General features: G+C 39.7%; 22 protein-coding genes and 1 riboswitch. Of the genes, 3 read left to right on the forward strand and 19 right to left on the reverse strand.

The features are described from left to right. Nucleotides 1-11: 11 nt before the first annotated feature. The 17 genes from J5A74_00865 to J5A74_00945 all read right to left on the reverse strand — a co-directional run bounded on the left by J5A74_00865 (nucleotide 12) and on the right by J5A74_00945 (nucleotide 22,918). Entirely contained in the window at nucleotides 12-2,126 is a 2,115-nt protein-coding gene (locus J5A74_00865) for a glutamine synthetase III (GenBank protein ID QUI95947.1), read from the reverse strand. Nucleotides 2,127-2,205: 79 nt separating this feature from the next. Further along, the gene (gene fba, locus J5A74_00870; protein QUI95948.1) at nucleotides 2,206-3,069 is read right to left on the reverse strand and encodes a class II fructose-1,6-bisphosphate aldolase; all 864 of its coding nucleotides are present in this window, start codon (nucleotides 3,067-3,069) and stop codon (nucleotides 2,206-2,208) included. Nucleotides 3,070-3,116: 47 nt separating this feature from the next. Next, nucleotides 3,117-4,607 carry a threonine synthase gene (locus tag J5A74_00875; GenBank protein QUI95949.1) on the reverse strand — a complete coding sequence of 497 codons (1,491 nt, stop codon included), beginning with the start codon at nucleotides 4,605-4,607 and terminating at the stop codon, nucleotides 3,117-3,119. Nucleotides 4,608-4,622: 15 nt separating this feature from the next. Next, nucleotides 4,623-5,474 (reverse strand): TPM domain-containing protein, encoded by an 852-nt coding sequence (locus J5A74_00880; GenBank protein QUI95950.1) that lies wholly within the window; start codon nucleotides 5,472-5,474, stop codon nucleotides 4,623-4,625. A gap of 12 nt (nucleotides 5,475-5,486) precedes the next feature. After that, nucleotides 5,487-6,530: a TFIIB-type zinc ribbon-containing protein gene (locus tag J5A74_00885; GenBank protein ID QUI95951.1), complete on the reverse strand. Its 1,044-nt coding sequence runs from the start codon at nucleotides 6,528-6,530 to the stop codon at nucleotides 5,487-5,489. Nucleotides 6,531-6,542: 12 nt separating this feature from the next. Next, nucleotides 6,543-7,742 (reverse strand): SPFH domain-containing protein, encoded by a 1,200-nt coding sequence (locus J5A74_00890; protein ID QUI95952.1) that lies wholly within the window; start codon nucleotides 7,740-7,742, stop codon nucleotides 6,543-6,545. Between the two features lie 38 nt (nucleotides 7,743-7,780). Further along, on the reverse strand, nucleotides 7,781-8,560 hold the full coding sequence (locus tag J5A74_00895) for a hypothetical protein (protein QUI95953.1): 780 nt from the start codon (nucleotides 8,558-8,560) through the stop codon (nucleotides 7,781-7,783). Then, nucleotides 8,538-9,500, reverse strand: coding sequence for an ABC transporter ATP-binding protein (locus J5A74_00900; protein ID QUI95954.1), 963 nt, complete (start codon nucleotides 9,498-9,500; stop codon nucleotides 8,538-8,540). Before J5A74_00900 ends, J5A74_00895 begins: the two co-directional genes overlap by 23 nt. Then, nucleotides 9,500-11,902: a hypothetical protein gene (locus J5A74_00905; protein ID QUI95955.1), complete on the reverse strand. Its 2,403-nt coding sequence runs from the start codon at nucleotides 11,900-11,902 to the stop codon at nucleotides 9,500-9,502. Before J5A74_00905 ends, J5A74_00900 begins: the two co-directional genes overlap by 1 nt. Beyond that, on the reverse strand, nucleotides 11,895-13,028 hold the full coding sequence (locus tag J5A74_00910) for a HAMP domain-containing histidine kinase (GenBank protein QUI95956.1): 1,134 nt from the start codon (nucleotides 13,026-13,028) through the stop codon (nucleotides 11,895-11,897). Before J5A74_00910 ends, J5A74_00905 begins: the two co-directional genes overlap by 8 nt. Next, on the reverse strand, nucleotides 13,018-13,722 hold the full coding sequence (locus J5A74_00915) for a response regulator transcription factor (GenBank protein ID QUI95957.1): 705 nt from the start codon (nucleotides 13,720-13,722) through the stop codon (nucleotides 13,018-13,020). Before J5A74_00915 ends, J5A74_00910 begins: the two co-directional genes overlap by 11 nt. A gap of 14 nt (nucleotides 13,723-13,736) precedes the next feature. Beyond that, nucleotides 13,737-14,426: a response regulator transcription factor gene (locus J5A74_00920; protein QUI95958.1), complete on the reverse strand. Its 690-nt coding sequence runs from the start codon at nucleotides 14,424-14,426 to the stop codon at nucleotides 13,737-13,739. Further along, nucleotides 14,419-15,468 (reverse strand): HAMP domain-containing histidine kinase, encoded by a 1,050-nt coding sequence (locus J5A74_00925; protein ID QUI95959.1) that lies wholly within the window; start codon nucleotides 15,466-15,468, stop codon nucleotides 14,419-14,421. Before J5A74_00925 ends, J5A74_00920 begins: the two co-directional genes overlap by 8 nt. 4 nt (nucleotides 15,469-15,472) lie before the next feature. After that, nucleotides 15,473-16,657 carry a methionine adenosyltransferase gene (gene metK, locus J5A74_00930; GenBank protein ID QUI95960.1) on the reverse strand — a complete coding sequence of 395 codons (1,185 nt, stop codon included), beginning with the start codon at nucleotides 16,655-16,657 and terminating at the stop codon, nucleotides 15,473-15,475. Nucleotides 16,658-16,730: 73 nt separating this feature from the next. Continuing rightward, nucleotides 16,731-16,829, reverse strand: a riboswitch (SAM riboswitch). 64 nt (nucleotides 16,830-16,893) lie between these two features. Further along, nucleotides 16,894-18,186 carry a UDP-N-acetylglucosamine 1-carboxyvinyltransferase gene (locus J5A74_00935; protein ID QUI95961.1) on the reverse strand — a complete coding sequence of 431 codons (1,293 nt, stop codon included), beginning with the start codon at nucleotides 18,184-18,186 and terminating at the stop codon, nucleotides 16,894-16,896. A 64-nt stretch (nucleotides 18,187-18,250) separates the two neighbouring features. Next, nucleotides 18,251-20,683 (reverse strand): hypothetical protein, encoded by a 2,433-nt coding sequence (locus J5A74_00940; GenBank protein ID QUI95962.1) that lies wholly within the window; start codon nucleotides 20,681-20,683, stop codon nucleotides 18,251-18,253. Between the two features lie 96 nt (nucleotides 20,684-20,779). Beyond that, entirely contained in the window at nucleotides 20,780-22,918 is a 2,139-nt protein-coding gene (locus J5A74_00945; protein QUI95963.1) for a hypothetical protein, read from the reverse strand. A gap of 144 nt (nucleotides 22,919-23,062) precedes the next feature. Here J5A74_00945 and J5A74_00950 point away from each other — a divergent pair, with 144 nt between their 5' ends. Then, nucleotides 23,063-23,632, forward strand: a complete 570-nt coding sequence (locus J5A74_00950; GenBank protein ID QUI95964.1) for a TetR/AcrR family transcriptional regulator — start codon at nucleotides 23,063-23,065, stop codon at nucleotides 23,630-23,632. Here J5A74_00950 and J5A74_00955 read toward each other — a convergent pair. Continuing rightward, the gene (locus tag J5A74_00955; GenBank protein QUI95965.1) at nucleotides 23,600-24,307 is read right to left on the reverse strand and encodes a LytTR family transcriptional regulator; all 708 of its coding nucleotides are present in this window, start codon (nucleotides 24,305-24,307) and stop codon (nucleotides 23,600-23,602) included. The two genes, J5A74_00950 and J5A74_00955, sit on opposite strands and share 33 nt — an antisense overlap. A 258-nt stretch (nucleotides 24,308-24,565) precedes the next feature. On the opposite strand from J5A74_00955, the gene J5A74_00960 reads away from it, so the two are divergent. Further along, nucleotides 24,566-24,904, forward strand: a complete 339-nt coding sequence (locus J5A74_00960; protein ID QUI96770.1) for a helix-turn-helix transcriptional regulator — start codon at nucleotides 24,566-24,568, stop codon at nucleotides 24,902-24,904. Here J5A74_00960 and J5A74_00965 read toward each other — a convergent pair. Further along, entirely contained in the window at nucleotides 24,899-25,327 is a 429-nt protein-coding gene (locus tag J5A74_00965; GenBank protein QUI95966.1) for an HD domain-containing protein, read from the reverse strand. The two genes, J5A74_00960 and J5A74_00965, sit on opposite strands and share 6 nt — an antisense overlap. 299 nt (nucleotides 25,328-25,626) lie before the next feature. Between J5A74_00965 and J5A74_00970 the strand changes: the two genes are divergently transcribed. Next, entirely contained in the window at nucleotides 25,627-26,802 is a 1,176-nt protein-coding gene (locus J5A74_00970) for an IS110 family transposase (protein QUI95967.1), read from the forward strand. Nucleotides 26,803-26,857: the final 55 nt, after the last annotated feature.

Consider the following 26,857-nt stretch of genomic DNA (forward strand, 5'->3'; position numbering starts at 1 on the left):
TACATTTTTGATTACACTTCAAAAATCAAGTCGCCATAACTTGGCATTGGCCATAGATCTTTATCTACAATCATCTCCAAGCGATCAACAGGAGTTCTCAACTCCTCCATAGCCACAGTGACAACCTCATAGCAATATCTTGCTCGTCTTTCCCCATCCTTAATGGTTCCCTCTTCATCTGTCACTTCAATCAATCTTTCAAGTGCTGCCTTTGCTTGTACAAGTAAGGCAGAGCATTCAATCAACAATCCCTTTTGCACCTGAATATTAGCTTCTGGACAGGCCATTCTAATCTTTCCAATGGAGTCAGCCAGTCTTGTATTATAGCGAATGACTGCTGGCAAAATTGATTTACTTGCCACATCAATCATTGTTCTTGCTTCAATGTTAATGGTCTTTGCATAGGCTTCATACTCAATCTCAGCACGAGATTCAAGTTCTGCCTTTGTGTACACACCAAAAGCTTCAAAAAGCTTTACAGACTTTTCTGTAGTGAGCGCTGGAATGGCATCCACCATACACTTAATATTCGGAAGTCCTCGCCTCTTGGCCTCTTCCACCCAAGCATCGGAATAGCCATTGCCATTAAAGATAATGCGACGGTGCTCTGCCAACATCTTCTTGATCATGTCGTGAACTGCCATCTCAAAATCTTCGGCCTTTTCGAGCTCATCCGCCACTTCCTTGAAACTCTCAGCCACAATGGTATTGAGTACAACATTTGGGGAAGAGATAGAATCTGAAGATCCAACCATTCGAAATTCAAACTTATTATTGGTAAATGCAAATGGTGAAGTTCTATTTCGATCAGTTGCATCCTTTTCAAAATCTGGCAATGTCGCCACGCCTGTCTTTAACATACCACCTCTTATGGAATGTGTTGCCTCACCTGTCGAACAAAGCTGATCAATCACATCTTCCAACTGCTCTCCAAGGAATACAGAAATAATTGCTGGTGGTGCCTCATTTGCCCCCAATCTGTGATCATTTCCTGGCACAGATGCCGATTGGCGAAGTAAATCGGCATGGCGATCTACGGCCTGTAAGATACAAGCAAGCACCAATAAAAATTGTACATTTTCATGTGGCGTGTCACCAGGATTTAATAAATTGATACCATCATTGGTTGTCAACGACCAATTGTCATGCTTTCCTGAACCATTGACACCTGCAAATGGTTTCTCATGCAATAGGCAGGTCAAGCCATGGTGACCAGCAATTTTTTTCATCGTCTCCATCGTAATTTGGTTGTGGTCTGTTGCAATATTGGCCTGCTCATAGACTGGAGCAAGCTCATGCTGTGCAGGTGCAACCTCATTGTGCTGAGTTTTTGCTGGCACACCCAATTTCCACAACTCATGGTTGATGTCATTCATATAGGCTGCAATGCGCTCTCGAATCGCACCAAAATAATGATCCTCTAATTCTTGCCCTTTTGGTGGCATCGCTCCAAATAATGTCCTTCCGGTATAGATCAAGTCCTTTCTTTGTAAATACTTTTGTTTGTCCACAATAAAGTACTCTTGTTCCGCACCAATGGATGGTGTCACACGCTTTGATGTTGTATTTCCAAAGAGTCGAAGAATTCGAAGTGATTGTGTGTTAATTGCTTCCATAGAGCGAAGAAGAGGAGTTTTTTTGTCTAAGGCCTCTCCCTTGTAGGAACAAAATGCAGTAGGAATATATAAGGTCACACCAAGAGCATCTTCCCTAATAAATGCAGGAGAAGTGCAATCCCAAGCTGTATATCCCCTCGCCTCAAATGTTGCGCGAAGCCCACCTGATGGAAAACTAGAAGCATCTGGCTCTCCCTTGGTCAGCTCTTTTCCCGAAAACTCCATAATCACCTTGCCATTCTTTGGTGCTGAAATAAAGGAATCATGCTTTTCTGCAGTCACGCCAGTCAGTGGTTGAAACCAATGTGTATAATGCGTTGCTCCTCTAGAAAGTGCCCACTCCTTCATTCCATGTGCAACAACCTCGGCCACACTTGGATCAAGCTCTGTACCTTCTTCAATTGTTACTCTCAATTTCTTATAAATATTTTTTGGCAAGTATTTTGCCATCACTGCGTCGTTAAATACATTGCAACCAAAAAATTCAGATACGCTCTGGATTTCTTCCATTTTTCCACCTCATTATCACCTTTATTATAAAGGCGTCCTCCCAAAAGGAGAACGCCCATCTTGTTACTCTTTTTTGTTCTTAGGCCTTATTTGCTGAACCAAAGAGCTCAATCTTCTCACGGACTGTCTCCATAATTGCGTCAGCACCTGGCTTTAAGAGCTTTCTAGGATCAAATCCCTTGCCCTCAAGATCCTTGCCAGCCTCGATGTACTCACGAGTTGCCTTGGCAAATGAAATCTGGCACTCGGTATTTACATTGATCTTTGCCACACCAAGAGTGATGGCCTTCTTAATCATATCTGCTGGAATACCTGTACCACCATGTAAAACAAGTGGCATCTTTCCAGTCTTTGCCTGAATCTTATCCAATGCTTCGAAGTTTAATCCCTTCCAGTTTGCAGGATATACTCCGTGGATATTTCCAATACCTGCTGCAAGGAAGTCAATACCCAAATCTGCAATTCTCTTGCACTCTTCTGGATCAGCTACCTCACCCATTCCGATAACGCCATCTTCTTCTCCACCGATGGATCCAACCTCAGCCTCGATAGATAAGCCAGCCTTATGAGCTGCTGCTACAAGCTCTGTCGTCTTTGTAACATTCTCGTCGATAGCAAAGTGTGAACCATCAAACATAATGGATGAAAAGCCAGCTTCAATGCACTTTAAGCAACCATCATATGTACCATGATCAAGATGAAGGGCTACTGGCACAGTAATCTTCATCTCCTCCATCATTGCCTTTACCATAGCAGCAACGGTCTTAAATCCTGTCATATACTTACCTGCACCCTCAGAAACACCAAGGATAACTGGTGACTGCATCTCCTGTGCTACAGTAAGAATTGACTTTGTCCACTCAAGATTGTTGATGTTGAACTGTCCAACTGCATAATGTCCTTCTTTTGCCTTATTCAGCATTTCTGTTGCTGATACTAACATAATAAGTCCTCCTTCATTTTGTGAATTTTAAAACCATTGTTATTGTACTACATTTTTAAAATATCTGCCACAGTATTTTCCATTTGATCGACATCACATTCAAGATTGTGGCGAACTGGAGCAGTCTTAATGTCCTCCACTGCTGCTGGAATTGCTACTCTACTGAGCTTTTGAAGCTCATCAACCACAGCCCACTCATCCATATTTTCGTCAATGTTTTCAATCGCACTGACCACACTTCGAGAAAACTTATATGGGCTTGCTGTTGAAGCAATAACAGTCTTTGTTTTGTCCCTAGTCTCTTTCCTATAATTTTCATAGACAGCAGAAGCCACTCCTGTATGCGTGTCAATCACATATCCTGTATCTTCATAGAGCTTCTTAATCTGAGCTGCATTGGTCTTTTCATCTGCATATCCACTGATAAAATCGGCCATAAATGCACGCATCTGTGAAGTTATCGTATACTCTCCCTTAGTTGCAAGATCTTGCATCATCTGCCTATTTACATCAGCATCTGCACCACAACTTAAGTAAATCAATCTCTCTAAATTGCTAGAGATCAAAATATCCATAGATGGGGAAGAAGTTAAAATAAAATCTCTCTTCTTGTCATAGGTGCCTGTGGTAAAGAAATCAAACAACACCTTGTTATCATTGGACGCACAAATGAGTTTATTGACTGGAAGTCCCATTCTCTTTCCAATATATGCTGCCAAAATATTTCCAAAGTTTCCTGTTGGTACACAAATATTGATCTTCTCGCCAAACAAAATCTCACCATTCTCTACTAACTTTGCATAGGCATAAACATAGTAGACAATCTGTGGAACCAGTCGACCAATATTGATGGAATTTGCACTTGAAAGCTGTATGCCATGATGAGCCAGTTTCTCTCCAAATGCACGGTCTCCAAAAATCTTTTTCACACCTGTCTGTGCATCATCAAAATTTCCATGAATGGCAACAACAGCTGTATTGTCTCCACGCTGAGTCACCATCTGCAATTTTTGTACCTTGCTCACGCCACCTTTTGGATAAAAGACAATAATTCCTGTCCCCTCAACATCAGCAAATCCTGCCATTGCCGCCTTACCTGTATCTCCACTGGTCGCTGTCAAAATCACGATCTTATTCTCCACACCATTTTTCTTTGCTGCAGTTGTCAAAAGATGTGGCAAAATCGAAAGAGCCATATCTTTAAAGGCAATCGTATTTCCATGGAATAGCTCTAGATAATATGCCCCATCGGCCTTCGTCAATGGTGCAATTTCCTTTGTATCAAACTTTTCATCATAAGCTTTTTGAATACAGGACTTTAATTCTTCCTCTGTGTAGTCAGTCAAAAATAATTTCATCACTTCATAGGCTGTCTCTTGATAGCTCTTTCCGACCAAGGTATATAAATCAAAATCAAAAGTAGGAATTTCCTCTGGCATAAACAAACCACCATCATCGGCTAATCCCTTTAAAATTGCCTGTGATGCAGTGAGGTTTTTTTCTCCTCCCCTTGTACTGCTATACATTATATTCTTCATCTTTCTTCTCCTGTATTAAAATTTTCTGCCCGTTCCACTATATCTTCCACCACCTGAACTTCTATGTGTCGTCGTTCGGCCACTGCTACTACCTGAACTACTACTTCTACTTCTTGGTGAATAGTGGCGACTCACTCTCGTATCAATGAGGCGAGGTGGTTGATTGAGAAACGAAAATCCTGCACCTGCTGCATAAGTCAACGCCTGTTGCTTTGATTTTTGTGCCTGTGCCACCATTGAATACCCCTTTTTTACTTTCCTTCGATAAAAGAATGCTGGAAATAAAGCTACCACAAGCGATATTAGCCCCTCTTGTTTGGTCAAAATACCACTTTCTAAGAAAGAATCTCCAAAAACAAAATATTGCTTTTTCACTGTTCCTTGACTGTAGTAATAGGATACATCGGCAATTGCAGATTGGGCACACCTTGCATATTGCTGTGCTTTTACATCACTGTACGCATTGTCAACAATTTTCTTTTGGCGTTCATCCGAAAAATACCGCATGGCGTCACCTTTAGTATAAAAGTATATCTCTCGATTGTCCATATCTATAAGAAATAATACTCCTGATTTTTTATCTCCCTTGCCTATTTTTTTCGTTGTATAAAAGTAGTCGGCATACCTTTGGGCACTTTTTCCCTGTGCATTATTTGTCGTCACTACGGCAACATCAAATCCCGTCTGTAGAATCACCTTTTGGATTTCCTCTCCAATATCAGCTTCTTGGGCAGCACTAAATAAATCTGCATCGTCATAGACGCCCATATTTACTGCATCATCCGCATAGACAGGGAGCAAAAACCTAAAAAAGACAGCCATCAAAAAGATAACTATAGAGCAAATCAGCTTCCTTTTTTCTTTCATCTTTTCACCTCCCTAGAGCAGAAAATAAAATATCAAACAAAAAATTGCAAAAACCAAAACACCTGTCATTATGGTAGTGAACCACAATTTTTTCTGATCAATGGGCAAATCTCCAATCACTCGACCATTCTGACCATTAATAGAAAAATAATAAATTTTATTCTTGTTCCTGTCATTGTAGGTGATGGTCCAAACAGGAAGTAGGGCATATTTCCATTCCTCTTGATTGATGCGAATATCCTTTTGATTGTAATCTATTCTACTATACTGGGCATAATTTCCATCAATTTTTCTCCTAGCATAGTTTTGTACTTCCTGATACACTGCATCCTGTAAGTTTTCTCGCTCCATATCCTTTTTCTCTGCAAAAAAGCCTGATAGATAGCTACTTGCAAAAGGCTCTTTCTTTGAAAAATCAAAGGGTTGTACTCCCTCCACCAAAATTTTATTTGTCTTTGACAGTGCAATCTTTGATAGATTTTCTATACTCATATCTCCTGAATCTGTAATTTGATAGAGTCGCTCGGTGACCTCTTGATAATCTCCACTTCTTCTTGTCGTTCTCTTTGTTCCGACGGCATCAATATCAGCATGAACTGTAGCATTGTAGAGAAGAAATGGAAAATACACTCCTGTCATCTTTTCAATCTGATCTTTTGAGTAAAAACTTCTCGGCACAAATCGCTTTTTCTTAATCCAATTTGAAAAAATATCCTGTGCCTTTTTTCTGCTGATCTGAAAGGGCAAAACATAGTCAGGGGCAAATCTTCCCTCCACTCTGTCCCTCATAATCACCGGGGCCTGACAATAGTAGCAAAAAGAAGCCACTGTATTTTCATCCGTCACAATTTCTGCGCCACAATTGGGACAATAGTAATCCCTAGCTATGGTTGATGAAAAAGTCTCTTGATGAACTTCTTGTTGATTTCCCAATCGCCTCATCAATTCTTCTTGAGTAAAATTGGAATCGCAATAAATACAATGATACCCCTGCAAATCAGGATCAAAAGAGAGTTCTCCCCCACAATTTGGACATTTATATGCTATGGTTGACATCTTTGACCTCCCCTATGACCTTGGTGCTCCACACTCCGAACAAAACTTTCCTGTATTTTGTGCTCCACACTTTGGACAAATCCAGCCCGTGCTCACGGGTGCCTTTGCCCCACATTCCGAACAAAACTTTCCTGTATTTTGTGTTCCACACTCTGGACAATACCAAGTTCCCTCTGGCTTTTTTCCCTGTTGAGCCTGCTGGGCCTGTATCTGCTGGAGATTATTTTGGGCATCCTGATTGGTATACATCGCCGCACCATTCATTACAGTAAACATTCCACTAAGTCCTGTCATTGCTCCAGCCGAATTATTTGCTGCTGCCTTAAAGGCATCGGCCACACTCTTTTGACGATACCCCTCTCTGATATTTGCATCCTTTAATGCGGCACCTTCATTTCTTGTCTGAATGAATGCCTTTGTCGCCTCATCATAGCCCATTCCCTCGATGCCAACTTTGACAATCTCAATGCCACACCTTTGCTTCCAACTTTCATCCAATGCCTCCTGCATATACTTACTTAACACATTGGCCTTGCTTTGCAAAAATCGAATATCTTCGCCATCAGCAGCATATTGATTGATGGCTGCACCAAAACATTGCATAAATTCACTAATAAATTGCTCCCTCATATCCTGAAAAGTAAATCGATGAACATTTTTAGGCACCACATTGGCAAAAAAGAGAATTGGATCTGTGATGCGCACAGAAAATCTTCCTCTTGCTGTAATGCTTAAGTCAGCATCATAAAAACGATCATAATATTGCACTGGCTGTGGAGTTCCAAAGGGAATTCCCATAATTTCTTGTAAATTAATAAAATAAGCAAATTGTCCACCTTTTAGGCTACTTATTCCACCATAGCGAAATCGATCCGCAATCTCTTCCAATGTCTTTGATAGACGATCTCCTGACAAATCTCCCGAAAAGAAAGATGGTGCCGAGGACTTATCGACTGTATAACTGCCTGGTTCACAGCAAAAATCTAGAATCTTTCCATTTTCACAAAAAAGCATGGCCTGATTAACTCCCACACGAATTAAAGATCCCTGTGTAATCACTCCTGGTGTTGCCTTCTTGTTTTGTCCTCCCTTGACATTTTCTCCTACAACAAAGAGAGTCTGACCGTCCATATCCCTTGCCTCAATAATCTCTAAATAGGCATCATTTAATGTTGATGTCACAGCGCCCACGGCCGCTCTAATCAATCCCATATCCAATCCTCACTTTCTTTTTGCCTATCATTATACCATCAATTTGTCATTTTAGACACTTTATAGACCGACATAAATATTAAAAATGACGAAAGAAGAAGTTGCACACCACAACCAATAAAAAACCAAATACCAGAATAAAGTGTGGGGGCTGCAAGATTTCCTGTGATCGTATTAACAAGCATATAAAATGTGGTCATAGGATTAAAAAGAGAAATTAAAAAAAATTTATAATTATAATATCCTAATAAAAAATCTCCCCCAAAAATAATGACAACACTCAAGTAAGATGCCAATATCGAAATCACCGCTCGAAAACAGGACGAAAAGAAGATGCCCATACTGCCCACCAAAAATGTAGTGCAAAAATAGCACAAAAATAGCATCCCTATACTTCCAAAACGCATCCCCCCATAGATAAAGACTAAAAACATCATTGGCAATGACGAAGCAATCATCAATCCCATTAAAGATACTACACTCGCTAATTTTCCTACCACAATATCCCTTACGCTCATCATCGAAATCAATATAAAATCAAGTGTCTTTTTTTCTCTCTCCCCACTAATACTCACTGCCACCATCGCTGGCAAAATCAGCATTAAAATTCCAAATTCAATATAGCAAAGATAGCGAAATAAAATCAAAAAACTAATGTATCGGATTTGTCCATTTTCGCGGATATAGACTTGGTCAACGGTCATATACAGTAGGGCAAAAACAGCCAAGATACTATTAAACACAGTCAAATACAGTGTTAATTTTGCCCTCCTTGCAACCACGGCCATTTCCTTTTTATATATTGGATTCATAATCATTGCTGAGCACCACCCTTCCCTTTTTGTGATCCGTCATTTGCATAAAAAAGGTTTCCAATGTCCCTGGTTCACGGACAAAACTCGTCACTGGCACTTCAAAAGCAATCAATTTTTGTAATAATTCTGCAGCATTAATTTTATCTCCGTCAAACTGCACTTCAAATTTATGCCCATCCTGTGTGACAGCTGTCACATGGGGATCTTCTTTAAAAATGGCCATTGCCGTGCTCATAGCATCCAAAATCTCAATACAGATGGGATTTGATTGCTCAACACGGTGCAAAATATCTGAAATTGTTCCACTGGCAACCATCCTTCCACTCTCCATAATTCCAATGTCCGTACAAATCTCGGACAACTCGGTAAGAATATGAGAGCTAATCAATATGGTCTTCCCCTCCTCGCCAAGCTCTCTGACCAATTCCTTAAATTCGTATCTTGTTCTTGGATCTAATCCACTGGCAGGCTCATCCATAAGAACAAATTTTGGATCATGAATCAATGCCCTTGCAAAGCTAAGCCTCTGTTGCATTCCTCTAGAGAGTGTGTCAACCATCACATCGGCCTTTTTTTCTAGCCCCACTCGCTCTAACAATTCCATATTTCTCCTTCGCATCATTAGCCCATCCATATGAAAGGCTTCTGCAAAAAAGACCATATATTCCCACACCGTCAAATCTTCATAAAATCCAAAATAGTCAGGAACATAGCCAAACTTTCTATACACCGAGCGATCCCTCTTTTTTACCAATTCCCCATCAATAAAAATCTCCCCGCTGTCCTTTTCAAGTAAGCCCATAATAATCCGAATCAATGTTGTCTTTCCAGCACCATTTGGGCCGACAATGCCATAGAGTGCTCCAGGATTTACATTGAAGTTCAATCCACTAATTGCTTCAAAACTTCCATAGCTTTTATATAAATTTTGAATTTTTAACATCAATCCTTTCCTCCCACAATGGAAATCATTGGGAGAATAATGTTCTCCTTTTCTTCTCCTGTGCCAACATAGCGAATGCGAATGCGATTGCCCTCAAGAAGATAATTTTCAAGTTCATCCCTTGTATAGTCAATCTTATTTAAATCAATTGGGACAAATTCTCTGGTCTTATAGTTATAAAAATCCATCTCTCCCTGAAACCATTTCTTTTGTGGAAAAGCAGAATTTTTTCCATAAAACTCCTTTGACATCGGCTCAATGAGCAATTCCGAAATGTCCATATCATTGCCAAGCAAATATTCAAGCACAAGGGGTTCTGTAAGTGTCGCTGTATTGGTTCTTGCATCATAGGAGCCACTGATAACTTTTGCACTGGTCATCAATGCCGAGCGATATTCCTTGCTCTGCGTATCATCCTCATGAGTAACGGAAATGGAGGAGGACAACAAACTAATTCCCGAATGGTCGTAGTGATCATTGACTAATATCGCATTCTCTAAAGGTTCCTGTGAAAATGCAAGTACTCTGGCATCTGCACTATATCCTGACATATAATTTTCCATATAAAACTTTAATAAATTTCTTCTCGAAAAAGTAAGCATATATTGTTGGTTTTCAATCTCTGCACTGCTGTACTGATCCATTCCTGTAAGCCTTGTTGCTGTCGCATAGTTCTCATCAATAGGAATGGTGTATAAATCTAGACCATCTAACTTCTTTGTCTCTCCCGCCTCAAAATCTCCTAAAATCGCAACTTTTCCATAGAAAATCAGCACTCCATTGGTCACTTTATAGGGATAATGATTGGTAATTTCCCCACTCACTTGATTTTTAAAGAGATTGACCTCTCCAAATAAACCGATGCCCGCTTGATTTTCCATACTCTTTTCTAATCGAAAAAGACTGGGCTGAAATGAGCCAATATAATTCATCTCTACATTCTTCGTATCTGCTGAATTTGAAAACTTAATACTGCTGTGCATAAAATCATTGTTCACATTTTTTTCTTGAGAAATCGGATAGATATCATAATCTCGGTCAAAAGAAACCTTATAGCGCTCATTATATGGATTTCTCAAATTTAAAAATATCCTCTGCGAAATACTATCTTGCGTCGTATCTAAAATTGTAGCATAACTATAAAATACATTTTCTAATCTTGTTGGCACACCCAAGATAAAAACTAAAATTGCAAACAGTACAGAAACGCCCACAACACTGATGCGATAGTAGCACATCCATCCACCCTGTCGAAACACAAAATACAAGACCGGACCAATCACCACAATATAGCCAAATAAGACCAACAAAAATAATGGAATGGAAGGCAAAATACTGACATTTCCATTGTTAATCATATTCTGGACCTCAGTGGCATTTTCTGCATTTGAGCCATACAATCCATTGGCAATTCCTTCGATTCTTGTCTTCCCCATAATCATAAGTAGCAATTGATTGGCAAAAAAGCGATTCTGATTCGCAAAGTTTTGTGCATCGACAAAGTCATAGGCACTGACAGCAATGACACCTTTTTCCTTATTGACCGTGGCAAGCAATGGAAAATTGGCATCCGAAACTAAAATATTTCCACCATGTAATTGCACAGCCACGCTACTCATCTCCACAGGATCTCTCTTTTGCCTATCCTCACTCTCCTCCATTCCTGTATCAAGATGAATCTTTCTCACCTTTGGTTCTTCAAACATTTCATCGAGCAATTCTGGTGCAAAACGCCCAAGCGTATCATTAGCCCTTGCCCCTGTTCCAAGGATCATCACCCCTCCAGCTTTGACCCAATTCATCAAGGCTATGGACTGCTCTGTTCCTAAATCTCTTATGCGATAATTGCTAATAATAATGACATCCAATTGATCTAAACCCTTGGCATTGATGGGAAAGCTATCTTTTTCAAGTTGAACTGTCCTTGTAGTCAAAATTCCATAATCAATCGTGGCGTGATTAAAGTAGCTGAGCTTTTCTGGTGTATCACTCAAAATACCAATGTTCAAGCGATTATTCTTTTCTCCCTGCCCAAGTTCAATATCCTTTCTAGCCAACTCTTTTTTGTCATCTGCAATGACACACACCTCAATGTTCTTTGTCTTATATCCCAGTGGAATCGTATCCTCCCTTGAGATTTGATCCTGTGCCTTTAAATCTATACTGTGCTCATACCGATAGATAATGCCATCGTCTTCTTGTACAATAAACTGCACTTTAGCGGAGATATCTTGCGGCTTCTTTGAATGAATCGTTGTATATACGGGAAGATAGCGCCCAAGTTTTGCAGTATCATCATATCCATAGTGAACATCAATCGTCACATCTTCATCCGCCCAGGTCACAAGGCAGCCAAAGAGCACAAATAAAATCGTCAATAGAGCAATTCTTTTTTTATGCATTTTGAAAATTTTCCTTTGTTATATCAAAATCAATTTGTAGTTTTACAATAAATGCCGTGCCATGCATATCACTGCGCACGCTAATTTCTCCACCATGCATTTGCACAATATTTTGTGCAATGGCCAGTCCAAGCCCTGTTCCCCCTGTATTTGTCGAATGAGATTGCTCCACGCGATAAAACTTATCAAATATCAGTGGAAGTTCATCTGCAGGAATTACCTTTCCATAATTAATCACTTGAACGATGACATAATCTCCATCTACATCAATGCGCACATCAATCCGCTTTCCATCCGCACCGTACTTAATTGCATTGTTGATTAAATTGTCAAATAGTCTTGCCAGAAGATTGGAGTCTGCCACAATCACCTGAGCATCCACACTACTCTTTAGAGAAAATGCCAATCCCTTTTCCATAAAATTAGGATAAAATTCATCCATGAGTTGAGCAAGCAATTTTACAATATCCATCTTCCCCACATTCATTGCCATTTTTCCGTAGTTGAGCTTTGTAAAACCAAAGAGATCCTCAATTAGCTGTTGCAGTCGCCTCGCCTTTTGATAGACGATTTGAAGATAATTTTGTCTCATCTGTGCTGGCAAGTTCTCCGAGCGATTCAATAATTCAAGATAACCAATAATTGAAGTCAATGGTGTTCTCAAATCATGAGCCACATTTGTAATCAACTCATTCTTTGTCTTTTCTGCATACCTTTCTTTCTCCATCAACGCATTGATTTCATCCACCATTGTGTTAATCTTTTCCGCCATCGCCGAGAACTCGTCATCCCCAACAATTTCTAACTTCGTCTGTAAATCTCCTGTAGAAATTCTTGTAATGGCTGACGAAATATGATCAATGTAGGTGAGCTCTCTCTTGGTCAACCAAAAAAACAGAGCACTAAACAGACCAATGCCCAAAAATACAAAAAGCAGAACCACAATCGTTTCTGTATAGACAAAGCCCAAAGCTTTACTATTTGGTGAAAGTGTTTCTGCATAAAATTTTGTAATGGCTGTCACATTATTGACCAAGAAAAACTCCACCAAACAGGTAATCACAAGGCTATATAAAACATTGATCAACACCTTTGTTTGAAATTTGTTTTCTCCACTATTTTTCAATTTTGTAACCTACTCCCCATACTGTTGTAATAATTTTTTCCTGTCTCTCATCTTCCTTCATCTTTCCACGAAGTCGACGAATGTGAACCATAACGGTGTTGTTCGCTTCATAGACCTTCTCATTCCACACCTTTTCAAAGATTTCATCTGTCGAAAATACTTTTCCTGCATTGCTGGCCAGCAAATATAAAATATCAAACTCAATTGGGGTGAGCTTAATATTCTCCCCATACACAACAACTTTATGATTGTCCTTATTGATGCTCAATCCCTTAATGTTAATCTCATTGGGTGCACTGTCGGTAATCATACTGTTGGGATTAAACTGCGTATAGCGACGAAGTTGTGATTTTACCCTCGCTGTCAATTCCAGTGGATTAAATGGTTTGGTCACATAGTCATCCGCCCCATTTCCTAGTCCAAAAATTTTATCCAAATCGGTGCTCTTTGCACTGAGCATAATAATTGGAATATTTTTTGTCTCGCGAATCTTTTTGCACATATCAAGTCCATTCATTCCTGGCATCATAATGTCAAGAAGTGCAAGATGAATATCCTCATGTTCCAAAATATCCAATCCGTCCTCGGCATTATTTGCCTTAAACACTCGATATCCATCGCTGACCATATAAATTTCTACAAGGTCAGCAATTTCCTTTTCATCATCAACAACCAAAATATTAATCTGTCCCATATAGACCTCCAAACTTAAACTTTAAATCGATAACCCACACCCCAAATCGTCTCAATATACTGTGGTTTTGCCGTATTGATTTCAATTTTTTCTCTGATCTTTTTGATATGAACTGTCACTGTAGCAATGTCGCCAATCGACTCCATATCCCAAATTTCCCGAAAGAGATCTTCTTTAGAGAATACTCGATTGGGATGTTTTGCCAAAAATACCAATAGGTCAAATTCCTTGGCAGTAAAATTTTTCTCCTTGCCATTGACCCAAACGGACCTTGCTGTGATATCAATTTTAATTCCACGAATTTCAATCACCTCATTTGGCACCGTAGCTGTTCCAAGAAGTCGCTCATATCTTGCCATATGTGCCTTGACTCTAGCCACCAATTCGCTCGGCGAAAATGGCTTTGTGATGTAGTCATCTGCTCCAAGACCAAGTCCTCGAATTTTATCTATATCTTCCTTTTTTGCACTCACCAAAATAATCGGAGTGTTTTTTTCTTTTCGAACCTGCTTACAAATCTCAAATCCATCTTTTCCAGGGAGCATAACATCAAGAATAATTAAATTGTAATCTCTGTGCAGTGCTGCCTTTAGCCCTGCATCTCCATCATTTTCAATATCGACCTCAAAACCTGAAAGTTCCAAATAATCTTTTTCTAGGTCAGCAATACTTTCTTCATCTTCTACAATTAATAACCTACTCATTTCCCTCCAGATCCTTTCTCAATATCATAATCAGTATGGTTCCCTCTCCCTCTGTGCTCATCGCCCAAATTTTTCCGCCATGATCTTCAATAATTTTTTTCACTATCGACAGGCCAATTCCACTACCTCCTTTGGAAGAATTTCTTGACAAATCCGTTCGATAAAATCGGTCAAAGATAAAGGGAAGATCCTTCTTTGCGATTCCTATTCCATTATCCTCAATCTCCAAGCGAATAAAATCTCCTTCATCCAACAGACGAATGTCCACACGCCCATCCTTCTTCCCCAAATACTTCACACTGTTGCTAATAATATTGTTGATCACTCGCTTTAATTGTTCAACATCAGCAATAACCAGCGTAGAAGGGGAAACATTGTTGACAAAAGAAAAAGAGATATTTCTTGACTCTAGATCTAATCCTACTTCCTCAGCACAATCTGTAAAAAAATCCACAATGTGAATTCTCGAAAAATGATAGGGCACTTTGTTTGTATCAATCTTTGAATAAAATGTCAACTCATCAATCAAGCGATCCATATCATTAGCCTTATTATAAATCGTCTTAATATACTTGTCTAATCTTTCTGGAGAAGAAGCCACACCATCCATAATTCCCTCGACATAGCCTTTGATGGCTGTAATCGGAGTCTTTAAATCGTGGGAGATATTGCTAATTAATTCCTTTGCATCTCGGTCAGCCTGCATCTTCTCCTCTTGATTTTCCTTGAGGCGAATACGCATTTCCTCAAAGTCCAAAAATAACTCCCCAATCTCATCTTCTGCTTCGGCTTCCAAAGAAAAATCAAGGTCTCCCTCTTTGATTTTTCTTGTTGCCTCCCTCAATTTTTCTAATGGAATAATAATCGAAGTCAGCACCCAAAAGAGCATAAAAAATGCAATGCAGGCAAGAGCAGCAAGGGCGGTCATTAAGACCTCCTTTGCCTGCGTCCTTCCTGCAAGATACATTTCTATCCCAAAGCTCAACAGGGGCACAAGTACAATTGCAATAAATCCCCAAAATAACCTTGTCTTTAATTTCATTGTATTACAAGTACTTCTTGAGTACCTCTACCTTATCTGTCTGCTCCCATGGAAGATTTAAATCATCTCTTCCAAAATGTCCATAAGCTGCGGTTTGTTTGTAAATTGGTCTTCTCAAATCGAGCATCTTAATAATTCCTGTTGGACGAAGATCGAAGTTTTCACGTACAATTTCAACCAATTTCTCATCACTCAACTTCCCTGTACCATTGGTATTAATGGAGATGGAAGTTGGATGTGCCACACCAATTGCATAGGAAAGCTGAATCTCACACTGATCAGCAAGTCCTGCTGCCACAATATTCTTTGCAACATATCTTGCTGCATAGGCAGCAGAGCGATCCACCTTCGTGCAATCCTTTCCAGAGAAAGCACCACCACCATGACGAGCATATCCGCCATAGGTATCCACAATGATCTTTCTTCCTGTCAAGCCAGAATCTCCATGTGGTCCACCAATCACAAATCTTCCCGTTGGATTGATAAAGAACTTTGTATTCTCATCCACCATTTCTTTTGGTAAAACCTCATCAAAGACATATTTCTTAATGTCCTTGTGAATTTGCTCCTGTGTCACTGTCTCTTCATGTTGAGTGGACAAAACAACCGCATCTAGACGCACTGGTTTTCCGTTCTCATCGTACTCCACTGTAACCTGTGTCTTTCCATCTGGACGAAGATAAGGCAGTGTCTTATCCTTTCTCACCTGTGTAAGTCGACGAGCCAACTTGTGTGCAAGTGCAATGGGATAAGGCATAAGCTCAGGTGTTTCATTTGTCGCATAACCAAACATTAAGCCCTGATCTCCAGCCCCATTGTCCAGATCACTTTCCTCTAATTGATCTCGATTTTCCAACGCCTTGTCTACGCCCATTGCAATATCTGATGACTGCTCATCAATGACAACCATAACTCCACAGGTATCGCAGTCAAATCCATATTTTGCACGGTCATAGCCGATTTCTCTGACTGTTTCGCGAACAATCTTTTGAATATCAATATAGGCATTGGTTGTGATCTCTCCCATAACGACAACCAACCCTGTTGTCGTTGCTGTCTCACAGGCCACTCTACTCATCGGATCTTTTTCTAATAGTGCATCCAAAATCGCATCTGATATCTGATCACACATTTTATCTGGATGTCCTTCAGTTACTGATTCAGATGTAAATAATCTTCTTTCCTTCATTTCATTCCTCCAATATTTACTATATCAAATGCAAAAGAGCCCGCTAAGCGGACTCAATATAAACAATGAATCCCACTTATTGTTCGATAACTCGCTCAGGTTGGCACCTTCCACTACATGGGGTTGCCGTGACTTCATAGATCCTTTGTATCTCCATCACTCTGAATAAGGGGTTAACGCTATGCAATTGACCTTTTCTAGAATAACGCAAGTCATTCATTCTGTCAAGATATGACTTAACTAACTCTCATTGTAAACTTGCGTGCTTCCCTCTCATCTTCAACAAGAGAAATCTCTGCACCAAGTTGTCTCAACTTCTCTTCAAAGTGCTCATAGCCTCTTTGAATATACTTAATTTCATTGACTGTTGTAAAGCCCTCTGCGGCAAGTCCTGCAAGTACAAGGGCTGCACCTGCTCGAAGATCTGGTGCATTGACATTGGCTCCTGTAAAGCCCGATACCCCCGTCACAACGGCCACATTCCCTTCCACTTTGATATTCGCTCCCATCCTAGCCAATTCATCACAATAGCGGAAGCGATTCTCAAAAATACTCTCCACAACCATACTTGTTCCTGTTGCCAGTGCAAGTGCTGTTGCCATCTGTGGCTGCATATCCGTCGGAAAGCCTGGATACGGCAAGGTTTTAATATTGGTTGATCTTTGCCTGTCCTTTCCTACTACACGAATGGCATCGTCAAACTCTGTCACCTCACAACCCATTTCAATGAGCTTTGCACTAATGGCTTCCATATGTTTTGGAATCAAATTTCTTACGGTGATGTCTCCTCTGGTAATAGCTGCCGCACACATAAATGTACCCGCTTCAATTTGATCTGGAATAATAGAATACTCTGTACCATGCAATCTTCTCACGCCATTGATGCGAATCACATCGGTTCCTGCACCTTTAATGTCTGCCCCCATACTATTTAGGAAATTGGCAACATCTACAATATGCGGTTCTTTTGCTGCATTTTCTAAAATCGTTCTGCCCTCAGCAAGAGCCGCCGTCATCATCACATTAATGGTTGCCCCGACAGAGACTACATCAAAGTAGATATGACTTCCTATCAAAGCCTCCGACTTTGCAACAACCTTCCCTCCTGCAATTTCCACATTGGCATTTAATGCACGAAATCCCTTTAAGTGCTGATCAATCGGTCTGGAACCGATATCACATCCACCTGGCAAAGGCACCTCTGCACTCTTATATTTTCCAAGCAATGCACCAATGAAGTAATAAGATGCCCTAATCTTTCGGATAAACTCATCATCTACGGTAACTTCTCTCAATGTACCTGCATTGATTCTGACACGGTTGCGACTAATCCTTTCCACAACCGCACCAATCTCATCAATCGCTCTCAACATTACATTGATATCCTTGACATCAGGAAGATTATCGATATAGACATCTTCATCTGTCATTACTGCTGCTGCTAAAATTCCCAATGCAGCATTTTTTGCCCCGCTTACGCTAACATCTCCTGCGAGTGGATTTCCACCCTTCATTATATATTGAGCCATCATTCACCTCTAAATTTTCCAAATTTTATATATGCTATCATATTCACAATATTATAACACACAGTTAAGAAAAGGTAAAGAAACACGAAAAGTCATTGTAAGACCTTTCAAACATTTTCTCTGCGTCCCCAATTCCCAATTTCATTGTACTTTGTGATGCAATATCATAGATGGATATATTGGTCTGGTCGTACCCGTAAATAATAATGGCCGCCCCACCATCCGAATAAGTTAGTACAGGAATTCCCTGACTAACAAAATATAGGCTCTCTTTCAATGTAATACCCTGTAAATCTAAAAGCTTTCCCTCTTTTCTTGCTGTCAAAAAGGATTGTGCCATCTCTGCTGGTACCTTTAAATTCCTTGTGTTAGCTGTTCCTGCACGCAAATACACAATCTTTCCTTTCTTTCGAACAGATCCCATGTTGGCATAAGCTCTGTTAATCGCATCAGAGGCTGTATCAAAACTTCCGACCACTCCGCCATGGACAATTGCCACAAATTTTTCATTTTGCTTATCAATGGTTAGATTAATTTTTCCTGATGTATCAAAGCTAACTTTTTCTGGCTTCTCTATCTTATAGTCCTCACTTGGATAGCGATGATCAAACTGCAGACCATAGACGGTTCCCCTATCATCACTATAGGCCACCACCTTGGTATTTTTTTGAGCCTCCAACTGTACTGTGCTGACAATGGTGTCTTCGCCAACTTTTTCAAAGGTATTTTCCCCCGTCTGATTGAGCAAATCCACATGAATTCGTCCCTCATTTGTTCGAATTCCGGTCAAATACTGTCCCTGTCGCTCATAGTGCTTTTGCACACTGAGATCATCATCTACAATATTAATCGCAAAACATGGAACTTCCTTTTGCATTCCATTGACATTCCAAGACATCGAATCCTTAGAAATACCAACAATCAAATCAAGGTCAATAAAACCTTCTGGTCGGATATTTTGATCACCTTCTGCTCGAACTTCCTTTTTATCTCCCGTGTCAAGATTCATAAAGTGAATGATTTTCTCTCCATCTTCTCGATTTCCTTCCTGCCAAGCCAAACGCTTTCCAAGCGGGCTCACACAATAGGAATAGTCAACAAGTCCTGAGGCCACCAGTGTATAATCATTGCTGTTGATGTCAATGCCATAAACTGCATCTGCAATCTGCACATAGAACATCTTGTTTTCTCCAAGATAAGAAAGCTTTTGCATTCCTTCCTTAATTTCCTCATAACTTAAATTCACAGGAATAAAGCTGTGTTCATTGACACTATTGTCCTGTGCCCGATATTGATTGAGTGAAATGCCAAGTGCCCCTTCATGTCCACCTCGATTCATATATCCATAAACTACAAATTCTACATTGCCATCATTGTCACAACTTAAAATTTTAATGGCATGTTTGTCGTAATTGTCCTGCAGACTATAGTCATCCTCTCCTCGGAAAGAATAAATTTTTTTAATCACCTTGTTCTTTCCATCGACGACAAAGAGATCCCGATCGGCCACAAATGCCGTAGTATTTCCATCCGCTGAGGCAAGCACAGCCGTCTTTTCTGGCATTGTAATTCCAACATTGACACGAGTACTATTGATATCGGATTGCACTCCCTTAATGACCTGTGTCATCTGTCGATTATAATCCATCATATAGAGTCGCTGAGTTCCCTTTTTTATAGTAAAATTTTCCTTAATCTCATAGAGCTCGTTATTTCCATCCCCAAGCTCTCTCTTTACCATTCGGCGAAGTTCAACCTCTCCCATATCTCCTGTAAAGTTTAATAGGCGAACATCCTCATCTCCCACTGGCTCAAGTGCCATCTTATGGTATGCCAAGGACTCATAATCGGCCTTTAAATTGATTTCCCCGAGCCTAGAATGGTCTGCTGCCTGATCAGTTTCCAAATACTTTGAATTGTCTCTTGCTTGATCGGAATTCAAATTCTTTGACGAAAAATCATCAGCCAAGGCAATCATTTCTCCTGCCATGCTCTGATCTCCAAAAGCAATTCTTGTATAATAATGAGCTTCTTTTCCTGAAGCAAAAGTCAACTTAACATTCAAGCGATACTCATTGCCCTTGGTAATCAAATTAGAAATCGGAATGACCATATCGACTTCTTTGTCCTTTGAAGTAAAATCTGTAATTTCATTATTTTCAATTAAATCTTCAAGGCTTGCACTGCGAACTTCATAGCTGATGGCCTTGACTACTTCACTTCCCCCTTTCACAATCAGCTCCAATTGTCTTTCATCAGAAAGAAGAGTCAAACTATCAAAAAATGCATTGATACCCACCTGTGATGTGTATGGATACATCACATTCATCTCTCTACCTGCTGTCTGTGCCCACACAAGTGGAAATGTTGCTTCTTCTATTCCTGTGTAGACGGTATCATTTGTCTTTGTCTTTCTCATTTCTAGTCCCATATACACCGCAACAGCTGCGACAAAGACCACAAATAATAACAATAATCGTCTCTTTATGGATTTCATTCTTTTCCCCGCAATTTCAAAAAGTCTGGCAGTTGCCTGCCAGACTCTATCATAATCAAATCTATAAAAAAAGTAAATCCTTTAATTTGCTCGCCATTACATATTTTTAAAGGCATGAAGAATGGATGAAAAAATTTCCGAAAATACACCGATAATCCTCTTTAATGGACTCTCATTTTCCTTTGCATCCTCTAGGGCCTTTTGTTGTGCCTTCTCCTCCTCATCATTGACCTTAATCTCCTCGGTTCTCAAAATCACCTGCACACTATTTGGCTCAGCATTTTCTGAAGAAGTAAAAGAAACCTTCCTTGCCTCTGGATCTATCTTTAAGACATTGTTATCATTTTCAAATTCAGCTACCTTCTTGTCCCACAGAGCCTTCAGTGCATCATTGGCTGATTTTAATTGATCGACTGCTGTCATGCTATTGAGGGCATGGTCAATCAAATCTGTTCCCGCCTTGAGGGATGCCTTTGTTCCATCATTGAGGTCTCCCCTTGTATTTTGAAACAAGCTTTCAATCGTTGTCAATGTGTCCCTTGCACTATCTAAGTTAACACTTACACTGCCAAGAAGATAATTTGTGCTATCAATGCCTGATTTTGCACTTTCTTTATAGGAACTCATTGTGTCCGATAATCTAGTGGCACTTTCAATCAATGGATTGATCTTTCCCGAAGCTTGTGAAAGCCCTTGCAGCAATGTCTGACTTTGATCTTGTAAATCATTGACTGTGCCAAGACCATCATGAATGTTTTTTAGTGCATCCTGCGTTGGATGAGAAAGTAAACTCTCCAAGCTAGAAATGGTATCTTCTGTACTTGATAAAAAATCGTCCATCGCTTCTTGTGTATCCTGTGCCTTCTTTGCTGCGGTTTTTAGCTCGCTGTAATATCTTTCTAGTCGAGCATCAGCTTCTGAAGTGTCAACAAGCTGTGCATGAGAAAGTGCCTCATGTAAACCTTCTACTCTATCCTTTAGATTTCCTCTAAAGGCATTGGAGGCGGTTGCTGGAATAACTCTCCTTTTTGCCTCCTTCCTAAATCCATATAAATCATCCTGTGTATCCCCCAGATGAGAAGACAAATCATCAAGTGCTGATTGCAAATCTTTTGTATTGCTCTGTCCATTTTTTAGCACATCTTCTGTCTTTTTTAGACTTTCTTTTAAAGCCATCAAATCATGATTTACTTCGTCTATCTCTGGCTCTACATTTTTTGCCTGTGTCGAAATATCTCTAAAATCTAGATCAAAATCATCAAGTGCTGATTTTGCTGTATTTAAATGTGGCACAAGTTCCACGGTCGCATTGGCCAAACGATTTAAATTTTGAACATCTGTGTCAACATTGCCATCGAGGCGATCCCCATAACTATGCACCTTTTCTCTTGCCTGATCTAAGACCTTTATAGCCTGTGTCGCCTCATTGAGACTTGGTCTTACGCCCGCAATTGCTTCAAGTGCTGCATTGGTACCATCATAGAGCTTATGAACAGAATCCTTAACATCATCCTTGGTCTGAGCCAAATCCTTGATCTTATCTAGCCCATCCATGGTCGCTGGAGCCATCGCAAAGACAATGCCTGCATCGAGAGAAAAATGATCTGACCCTATGCGAATGACAAAGTCCTTTTCCTCGCCCGGAAGTGCAGCAAACATCACGGCCTCGGTTCCGCCAAGAGACTGAATCTGTGCCCCTGGTGCCTCAACACTTAAATTCTTTGTCATATCAATGGTTGTTGCTACTGTAAGGAGCATATTATTCTTCAAATAATCCGCAGTATCCTGCACTGGAGTAATATGAATATCAATTTCTACCATTCCCGATGCCCCCGCAAGGTTTTCTGCCTGTGCAGGAACGCCATTTAACTTGTAACTGATATCCACAGTCCATGGAAGCTTTTCCTCCAAAGACTTTGGTGTCACTTGATAATAAAATCTTCCTTTTCCATCTAACCCATCAAAGGTCACACCTGTTGTGCTGATCTGTGGTGCAATATCCGAAGTCATATTCTTTACTTCGCTATAATCTCCATAGTCACTAATTTGTGTCTGTCCATTGAGACTAACTCCCTTGACAATATTCATACTTTTCATTGTCCCATAATAGTCTAAATTTCCATATAAAGCCTCATCTGTCACTACCTCTGGTGCTGCTGCACTTACACTAAAGATAGACGAAGCTGTCATCACGGCTGCCATTGCCAATGCCGTATTTCTCTTCCAATTTCTCATCTTTTCACCCTCTCTGAGACTATTTTTCTAAACATGTTGATTTTTTAACTGGTATGTATTATACTAATCAACGAAAACTGATGCAATACTCAATTAATGACTACTAGTATGATAATAAACATCATTGCATCGATTGGAGGAAATATGAGAACAAAAGTTGATCGACGTGTAAGAAAGACACGCAAACAGTTGCGCACCTGTCTCGCAACTCTATTGATGAAAAAAAAGATCCAGGATATCACCGTGACAGAGCTCACAGATTTAGCTGATTTAAATCGAGGCACTTTCTATCTCCACTACAAAGATGTCTATGATTTGCTAGAAAGCCTAGAGGAGCAAATGTTTATTCAATTTAATACTATTTTAGACGAATATCTAACTCCTTCAAGTCTTCCCGATACTGTTCTCTTTGAAAAGATCTTTGCTTTTATTGAGGAAAATCAGGATCTATCTCGCATTTTGCTCGGACCAAATGGAGACATCAATTACCTCAATCGCATCAAGCAGACATTGCGCCAGCGCCTGTTGCCACCTGAAGATATTCAAAGTCAAAGTTCAATCAATTACGATGCCCTATTTGCCTATTCCATTTCCGGCTTTCTTGGTCTACTTGACTATTGGTTTGACACAGGTATGAAAGCGACCATCCCTGAAATGGCTCATTTAGCCAATCAATTAATTTCAACTGGAACCAGAGGTACTCTCAATAAGTAATTGCCTCTGTCTATTCCAGACAACATGGACAAAACGACGATAGGTCGCACTAATCGGAAGCTCAATTCCTCCGCTTAGGACGACCTTCTCGTGCTCTATTGACTGAATATACCAAATATTAACAACAAAAGACTTGTGAATCACCAAAAAATCTTCTGGTGGAAGTTGCCTATAAATAGCGGAGAGTTTTGCATAACACACAATCTCTCCGTTTTTTGCGTGGTAAATGACTTTTCGTCGATCACTATGAATGTAAATGAGTTGCGAAGCCAGTAACCAGCGTATTCGTCGATTTTGTCTTAATTTTAGAATTTTATCTTGAACTACATTGATTCGTAAAGATTGAATAAAAGAAAACCGGATTTGCTCCGCATCACAGGGCCATTGAATATAACCCACAGGCAAAAGCTTTGCCACATCAATAGAAATTTTTCGATCCTTGGTAAAAACAATCACTTTAGGGCAAAGCCCCTCTCCTTGACCTATGCACTTTTGTATTGGGCCAAGACCTAGCCCACTGGTGGTATCCACAAAAATCATCTGATAATCAAACGCCTCTTCATCTAAATGAGAAACTTGAATTTCAATATCCACTCGCATACCAATTTCACTCATTACTTGCTCTACCAATTGATAAATCTTTGCATCGCTTGTATAGACAGCCATTTTATACATTATGCTTCCTCCTCTGCTTCACTATAACTTCACTCAAATACTATATTAAAGCAACTTCCCTGCTTTGTATCAATTCTACAAAAATTTATTGTTTAATTTACAATAAATTTTTGTTTGCTATGTTTATTTTCACTCTATATGGTAAATTGTTATTCTATAGCAAATATGATATAATAAGTAATATAAGAAATATATAAGAAACATCTATAATGAGAAGAAAGGGGGCGTCACTAATTTATGACCAATGACATAAAAGCGATTCCTGAGCGCTTGCGTGCCTACCGTGAATCGAGAAATCTTACCCAAAAAGAACTCGCCAAGATGCTCAACACGACACAGCAGGCCTACTCTCGCTACGAAACTGGCGAAGGTATTCCTGGCTTTGATATCATTATTTCTCTCGCTGATTTTTATGGCGTCAGCCTAGAGGCATTCTCAAGCAACCATACCCATCGAGAAAAAAATGTAGATTCTGCAATCGTTCAACAAATTGTAGAACAAATTGAGCATCTGGACGACACTGAGCTAAAGTTTATCAACTACACACTCAACTTTATGCAACTTCAGAAGAAAAAATTTCTTACACAAAAACTATAGTAACCTGCGCAAGGCCTCTTGATATTTTTTTCTCCTCTGATAATCCCTCTTTTCTGGGTGAGCTAGGCGTTCAATTTGAATATTGTGATTCAAATCAGCAATCTTAATTCGGCGAGCAAGTGGATGGGCTTTTACTCTTTCGATATAAGAAAAGTATTCTTCTCCTTTTCTTTTCGTCAGCACAACGACAGCCTCTAAAACTTGCTCGCCAAATTCCTTTTTAATGCACTCGGGCGATAAATCTGTATCTTCCAATGTGTCATGCAAAAGAGCAATAATTTTTTCCTTTGGTGTTTCAAAGAGCGAGGCAACATATTCTGGATGTCCAATATAGTCTTTTCCCGCCTTATCTAATTGTCCTTCATGTGCTTTTTTTGCCATTTCATGTGCCAGTTTTACTTTACTTTCATCGAGCTCCATCATTCTTTTTCCTCGTATTATATAGTAGTAGTTTTTAGAGACCCTCTCCAAGGTCTTTATAACTATTAAGTCATAGTCTTTTCTTTACCTCTTCCGTAGGTTCGACTATGATATATAAGATACTGTGGATTGGTTATTTACTCCTACCACTTGATGGTTTTAGAAAGGCCCCAACCACAGTCTCTTTGCTCATTTGTTAATCAGTTAGATACCGCATGACGGTTTATTTAGAACGAGGCTACAATCGCAAGGAGTCCCTGTGGTTCTAAAACAGTATCAAATACATTTTAAAGGAGATTATTATGATTTATGTAGGAATTGATGTCGCTAAGGATAAGCATGATTGCTTTATCACAAACTCTAATGGAGAAGTATTATTTAAAGCTTTTACCATTTCTAACAGTCAAGATGGTTTCAATGACCTTTACCAAAGAATAGAATCTGTTATGGAAGATATAACAAAAGTAAAAGTAGGACTGGAAGCTACCGGACACTATAATTACAATCTTTTAGGTTATCTCATTGATAAAGGTCTGACCACCTATGTCATCAATCCGTTACATACAAATCTGTACAGAAAAAGTCTAAGCCTTAGACTCACGAAAACGGATAAAGTAGATGCCCGCACGATTGCTTACATGCTCATGTCTGATGTGAACTTGAAGTCCTACTCAGATACATCTTACCACAACGAAGAATTAAAGTCATTAACTCGTTATCGTTTTGATAAGGTAAAAGAACGTGCCAAACTAAAAACTTCCGTTTCAAGACTGGTCTGTATCTTATTTCCTGAATTAGAAAAACTTGTACCAACACTTCATATGACATCCATTTATGCATTGCTTTCTGAATTTCCCGGGGCTAAATATGTAGCTGGTGCACATCTTACCAGACTTACAAATCTTCTTTCAGATGCATCTAAAGGTCGATATGGTAAAGATACCGCCATAACTTTCAGGGAAGCTGCAAGGGCTTCTATCGGCTCAAATATGCCAGCCAAATCTCTTGAACTAAAACACACCATCAAGTTGATACTGGAACTTGCTTCTGAGATTGATGAAATCGAAAATGAAATCAAAATTATCATGGATGAAATTAATTCTCCAATTCTCAGTATTCCAGGTATCAACTATCGTATGGGCGCTATGATCATTGCCGAGATTGGCGACTTCAGTCGGTTTGATTCTCCTGATAAAATCTTGGCTTATTCCGGATTTTCACCATCAACATATCAATCAGGGCAGCTTGACTCAGCATACTCCCACATGGAAAAACGAGGTTCCAAATACTTACGATATGCTCTGTACAATGCTGCCAAGTATGTTTGCCACTGGGATTCGACATTTGCCAGGTACCTTACCAAGAAACGAGCTGAAGGCAAGCATTATAATGTTGCAATATCTCATGCCGTCAAAAAACTGGTTCGAGTTATTTATCATCTTGTAAAATCGAATCAGCAATACATTAAAGTAGCTTAATTAACTCTAATTCAATACTCCTTTTTCATGCACCTATCATGATGCTCTTTTTGTC

It is taken from the genome of Lachnospiraceae bacterium oral taxon 096 (assembly GCA_018141845.1).
In the GTDB taxonomy this organism is placed as follows: domain Bacteria; phylum Bacillota; class Clostridia; order Lachnospirales; family Lachnospiraceae; genus F0428.

Bases quoted from the DNA above. Each gene is read 5' to 3' on its own strand.
- J5A74_00865 (QUI95947.1), bottom strand. From the start codon at position 2,126: ATGGAAGAAATCCAGAGCGTATCTGAATTTTTTGGTTGCAATGTATTT.
- fba (QUI95948.1), bottom strand. From the start codon at position 3,069: ATGTTAGTATCAGCAACAGAAATGCTGAATAAGGCAAAAGAAGGACAT.
- J5A74_00875 (QUI95949.1), bottom strand. From the start codon at position 4,607: ATGAAGAATATAATGTATAGCAGTACAAGGGGAGGAGAAAAAAACCTC.
- J5A74_00880 (QUI95950.1), bottom strand. From the start codon at position 5,474: ATGAAAGAAAAAAGGAAGCTGATTTGCTCTATAGTTATCTTTTTGATG.
- J5A74_00885 (QUI95951.1), bottom strand. From the start codon at position 6,530: ATGTCAACCATAGCATATAAATGTCCAAATTGTGGGGGAGAACTCTCT.
- J5A74_00890 (QUI95952.1), bottom strand. From the start codon at position 7,742: ATGGGATTGATTAGAGCGGCCGTGGGCGCTGTGACATCAACATTAAAT.
- J5A74_00895 (QUI95953.1), bottom strand. From the start codon at position 8,560: ATGATTATGAATCCAATATATAAAAAGGAAATGGCCGTGGTTGCAAGG.
- J5A74_00900 (QUI95954.1), bottom strand. From the start codon at position 9,500: ATGTTAAAAATTCAAAATTTATATAAAAGCTATGGAAGTTTTGAAGCA.
- J5A74_00905 (QUI95955.1), bottom strand. From the start codon at position 11,902: ATGCATAAAAAAAGAATTGCTCTATTGACGATTTTATTTGTGCTCTTT.
- J5A74_00915 (QUI95957.1), bottom strand. From the start codon at position 13,722: ATGGGACAGATTAATATTTTGGTTGTTGATGATGAAAAGGAAATTGCT.
- J5A74_00920 (QUI95958.1), bottom strand. From the start codon at position 14,426: ATGAGTAGGTTATTAATTGTAGAAGATGAAGAAAGTATTGCTGACCTA.
- J5A74_00925 (QUI95959.1), bottom strand. From the start codon at position 15,468: ATGAAATTAAAGACAAGGTTATTTTGGGGATTTATTGCAATTGTACTT.
- metK (QUI95960.1), bottom strand. From the start codon at position 16,657: ATGAAGGAAAGAAGATTATTTACATCTGAATCAGTAACTGAAGGACAT.
- J5A74_00935 (QUI95961.1), bottom strand. From the start codon at position 18,186: ATGGCTCAATATATAATGAAGGGTGGAAATCCACTCGCAGGAGATGTT.
- J5A74_00940 (QUI95962.1), bottom strand. From the start codon at position 20,683: ATGAAATCCATAAAGAGACGATTATTGTTATTATTTGTGGTCTTTGTC.
- J5A74_00945 (QUI95963.1), bottom strand. From the start codon at position 22,918: ATGAGAAATTGGAAGAGAAATACGGCATTGGCAATGGCAGCCGTGATG.
- J5A74_00950 (QUI95964.1), top strand. From the start codon at position 23,063: ATGAGAACAAAAGTTGATCGACGTGTAAGAAAGACACGCAAACAGTTG.
- J5A74_00955 (QUI95965.1), bottom strand. From the start codon at position 24,307: ATGTATAAAATGGCTGTCTATACAAGCGATGCAAAGATTTATCAATTG.
- J5A74_00965 (QUI95966.1), bottom strand. From the start codon at position 25,327: ATGATGGAGCTCGATGAAAGTAAAGTAAAACTGGCACATGAAATGGCA.
- J5A74_00970 (QUI95967.1), top strand. From the start codon at position 25,627: ATGATTTATGTAGGAATTGATGTCGCTAAGGATAAGCATGATTGCTTT.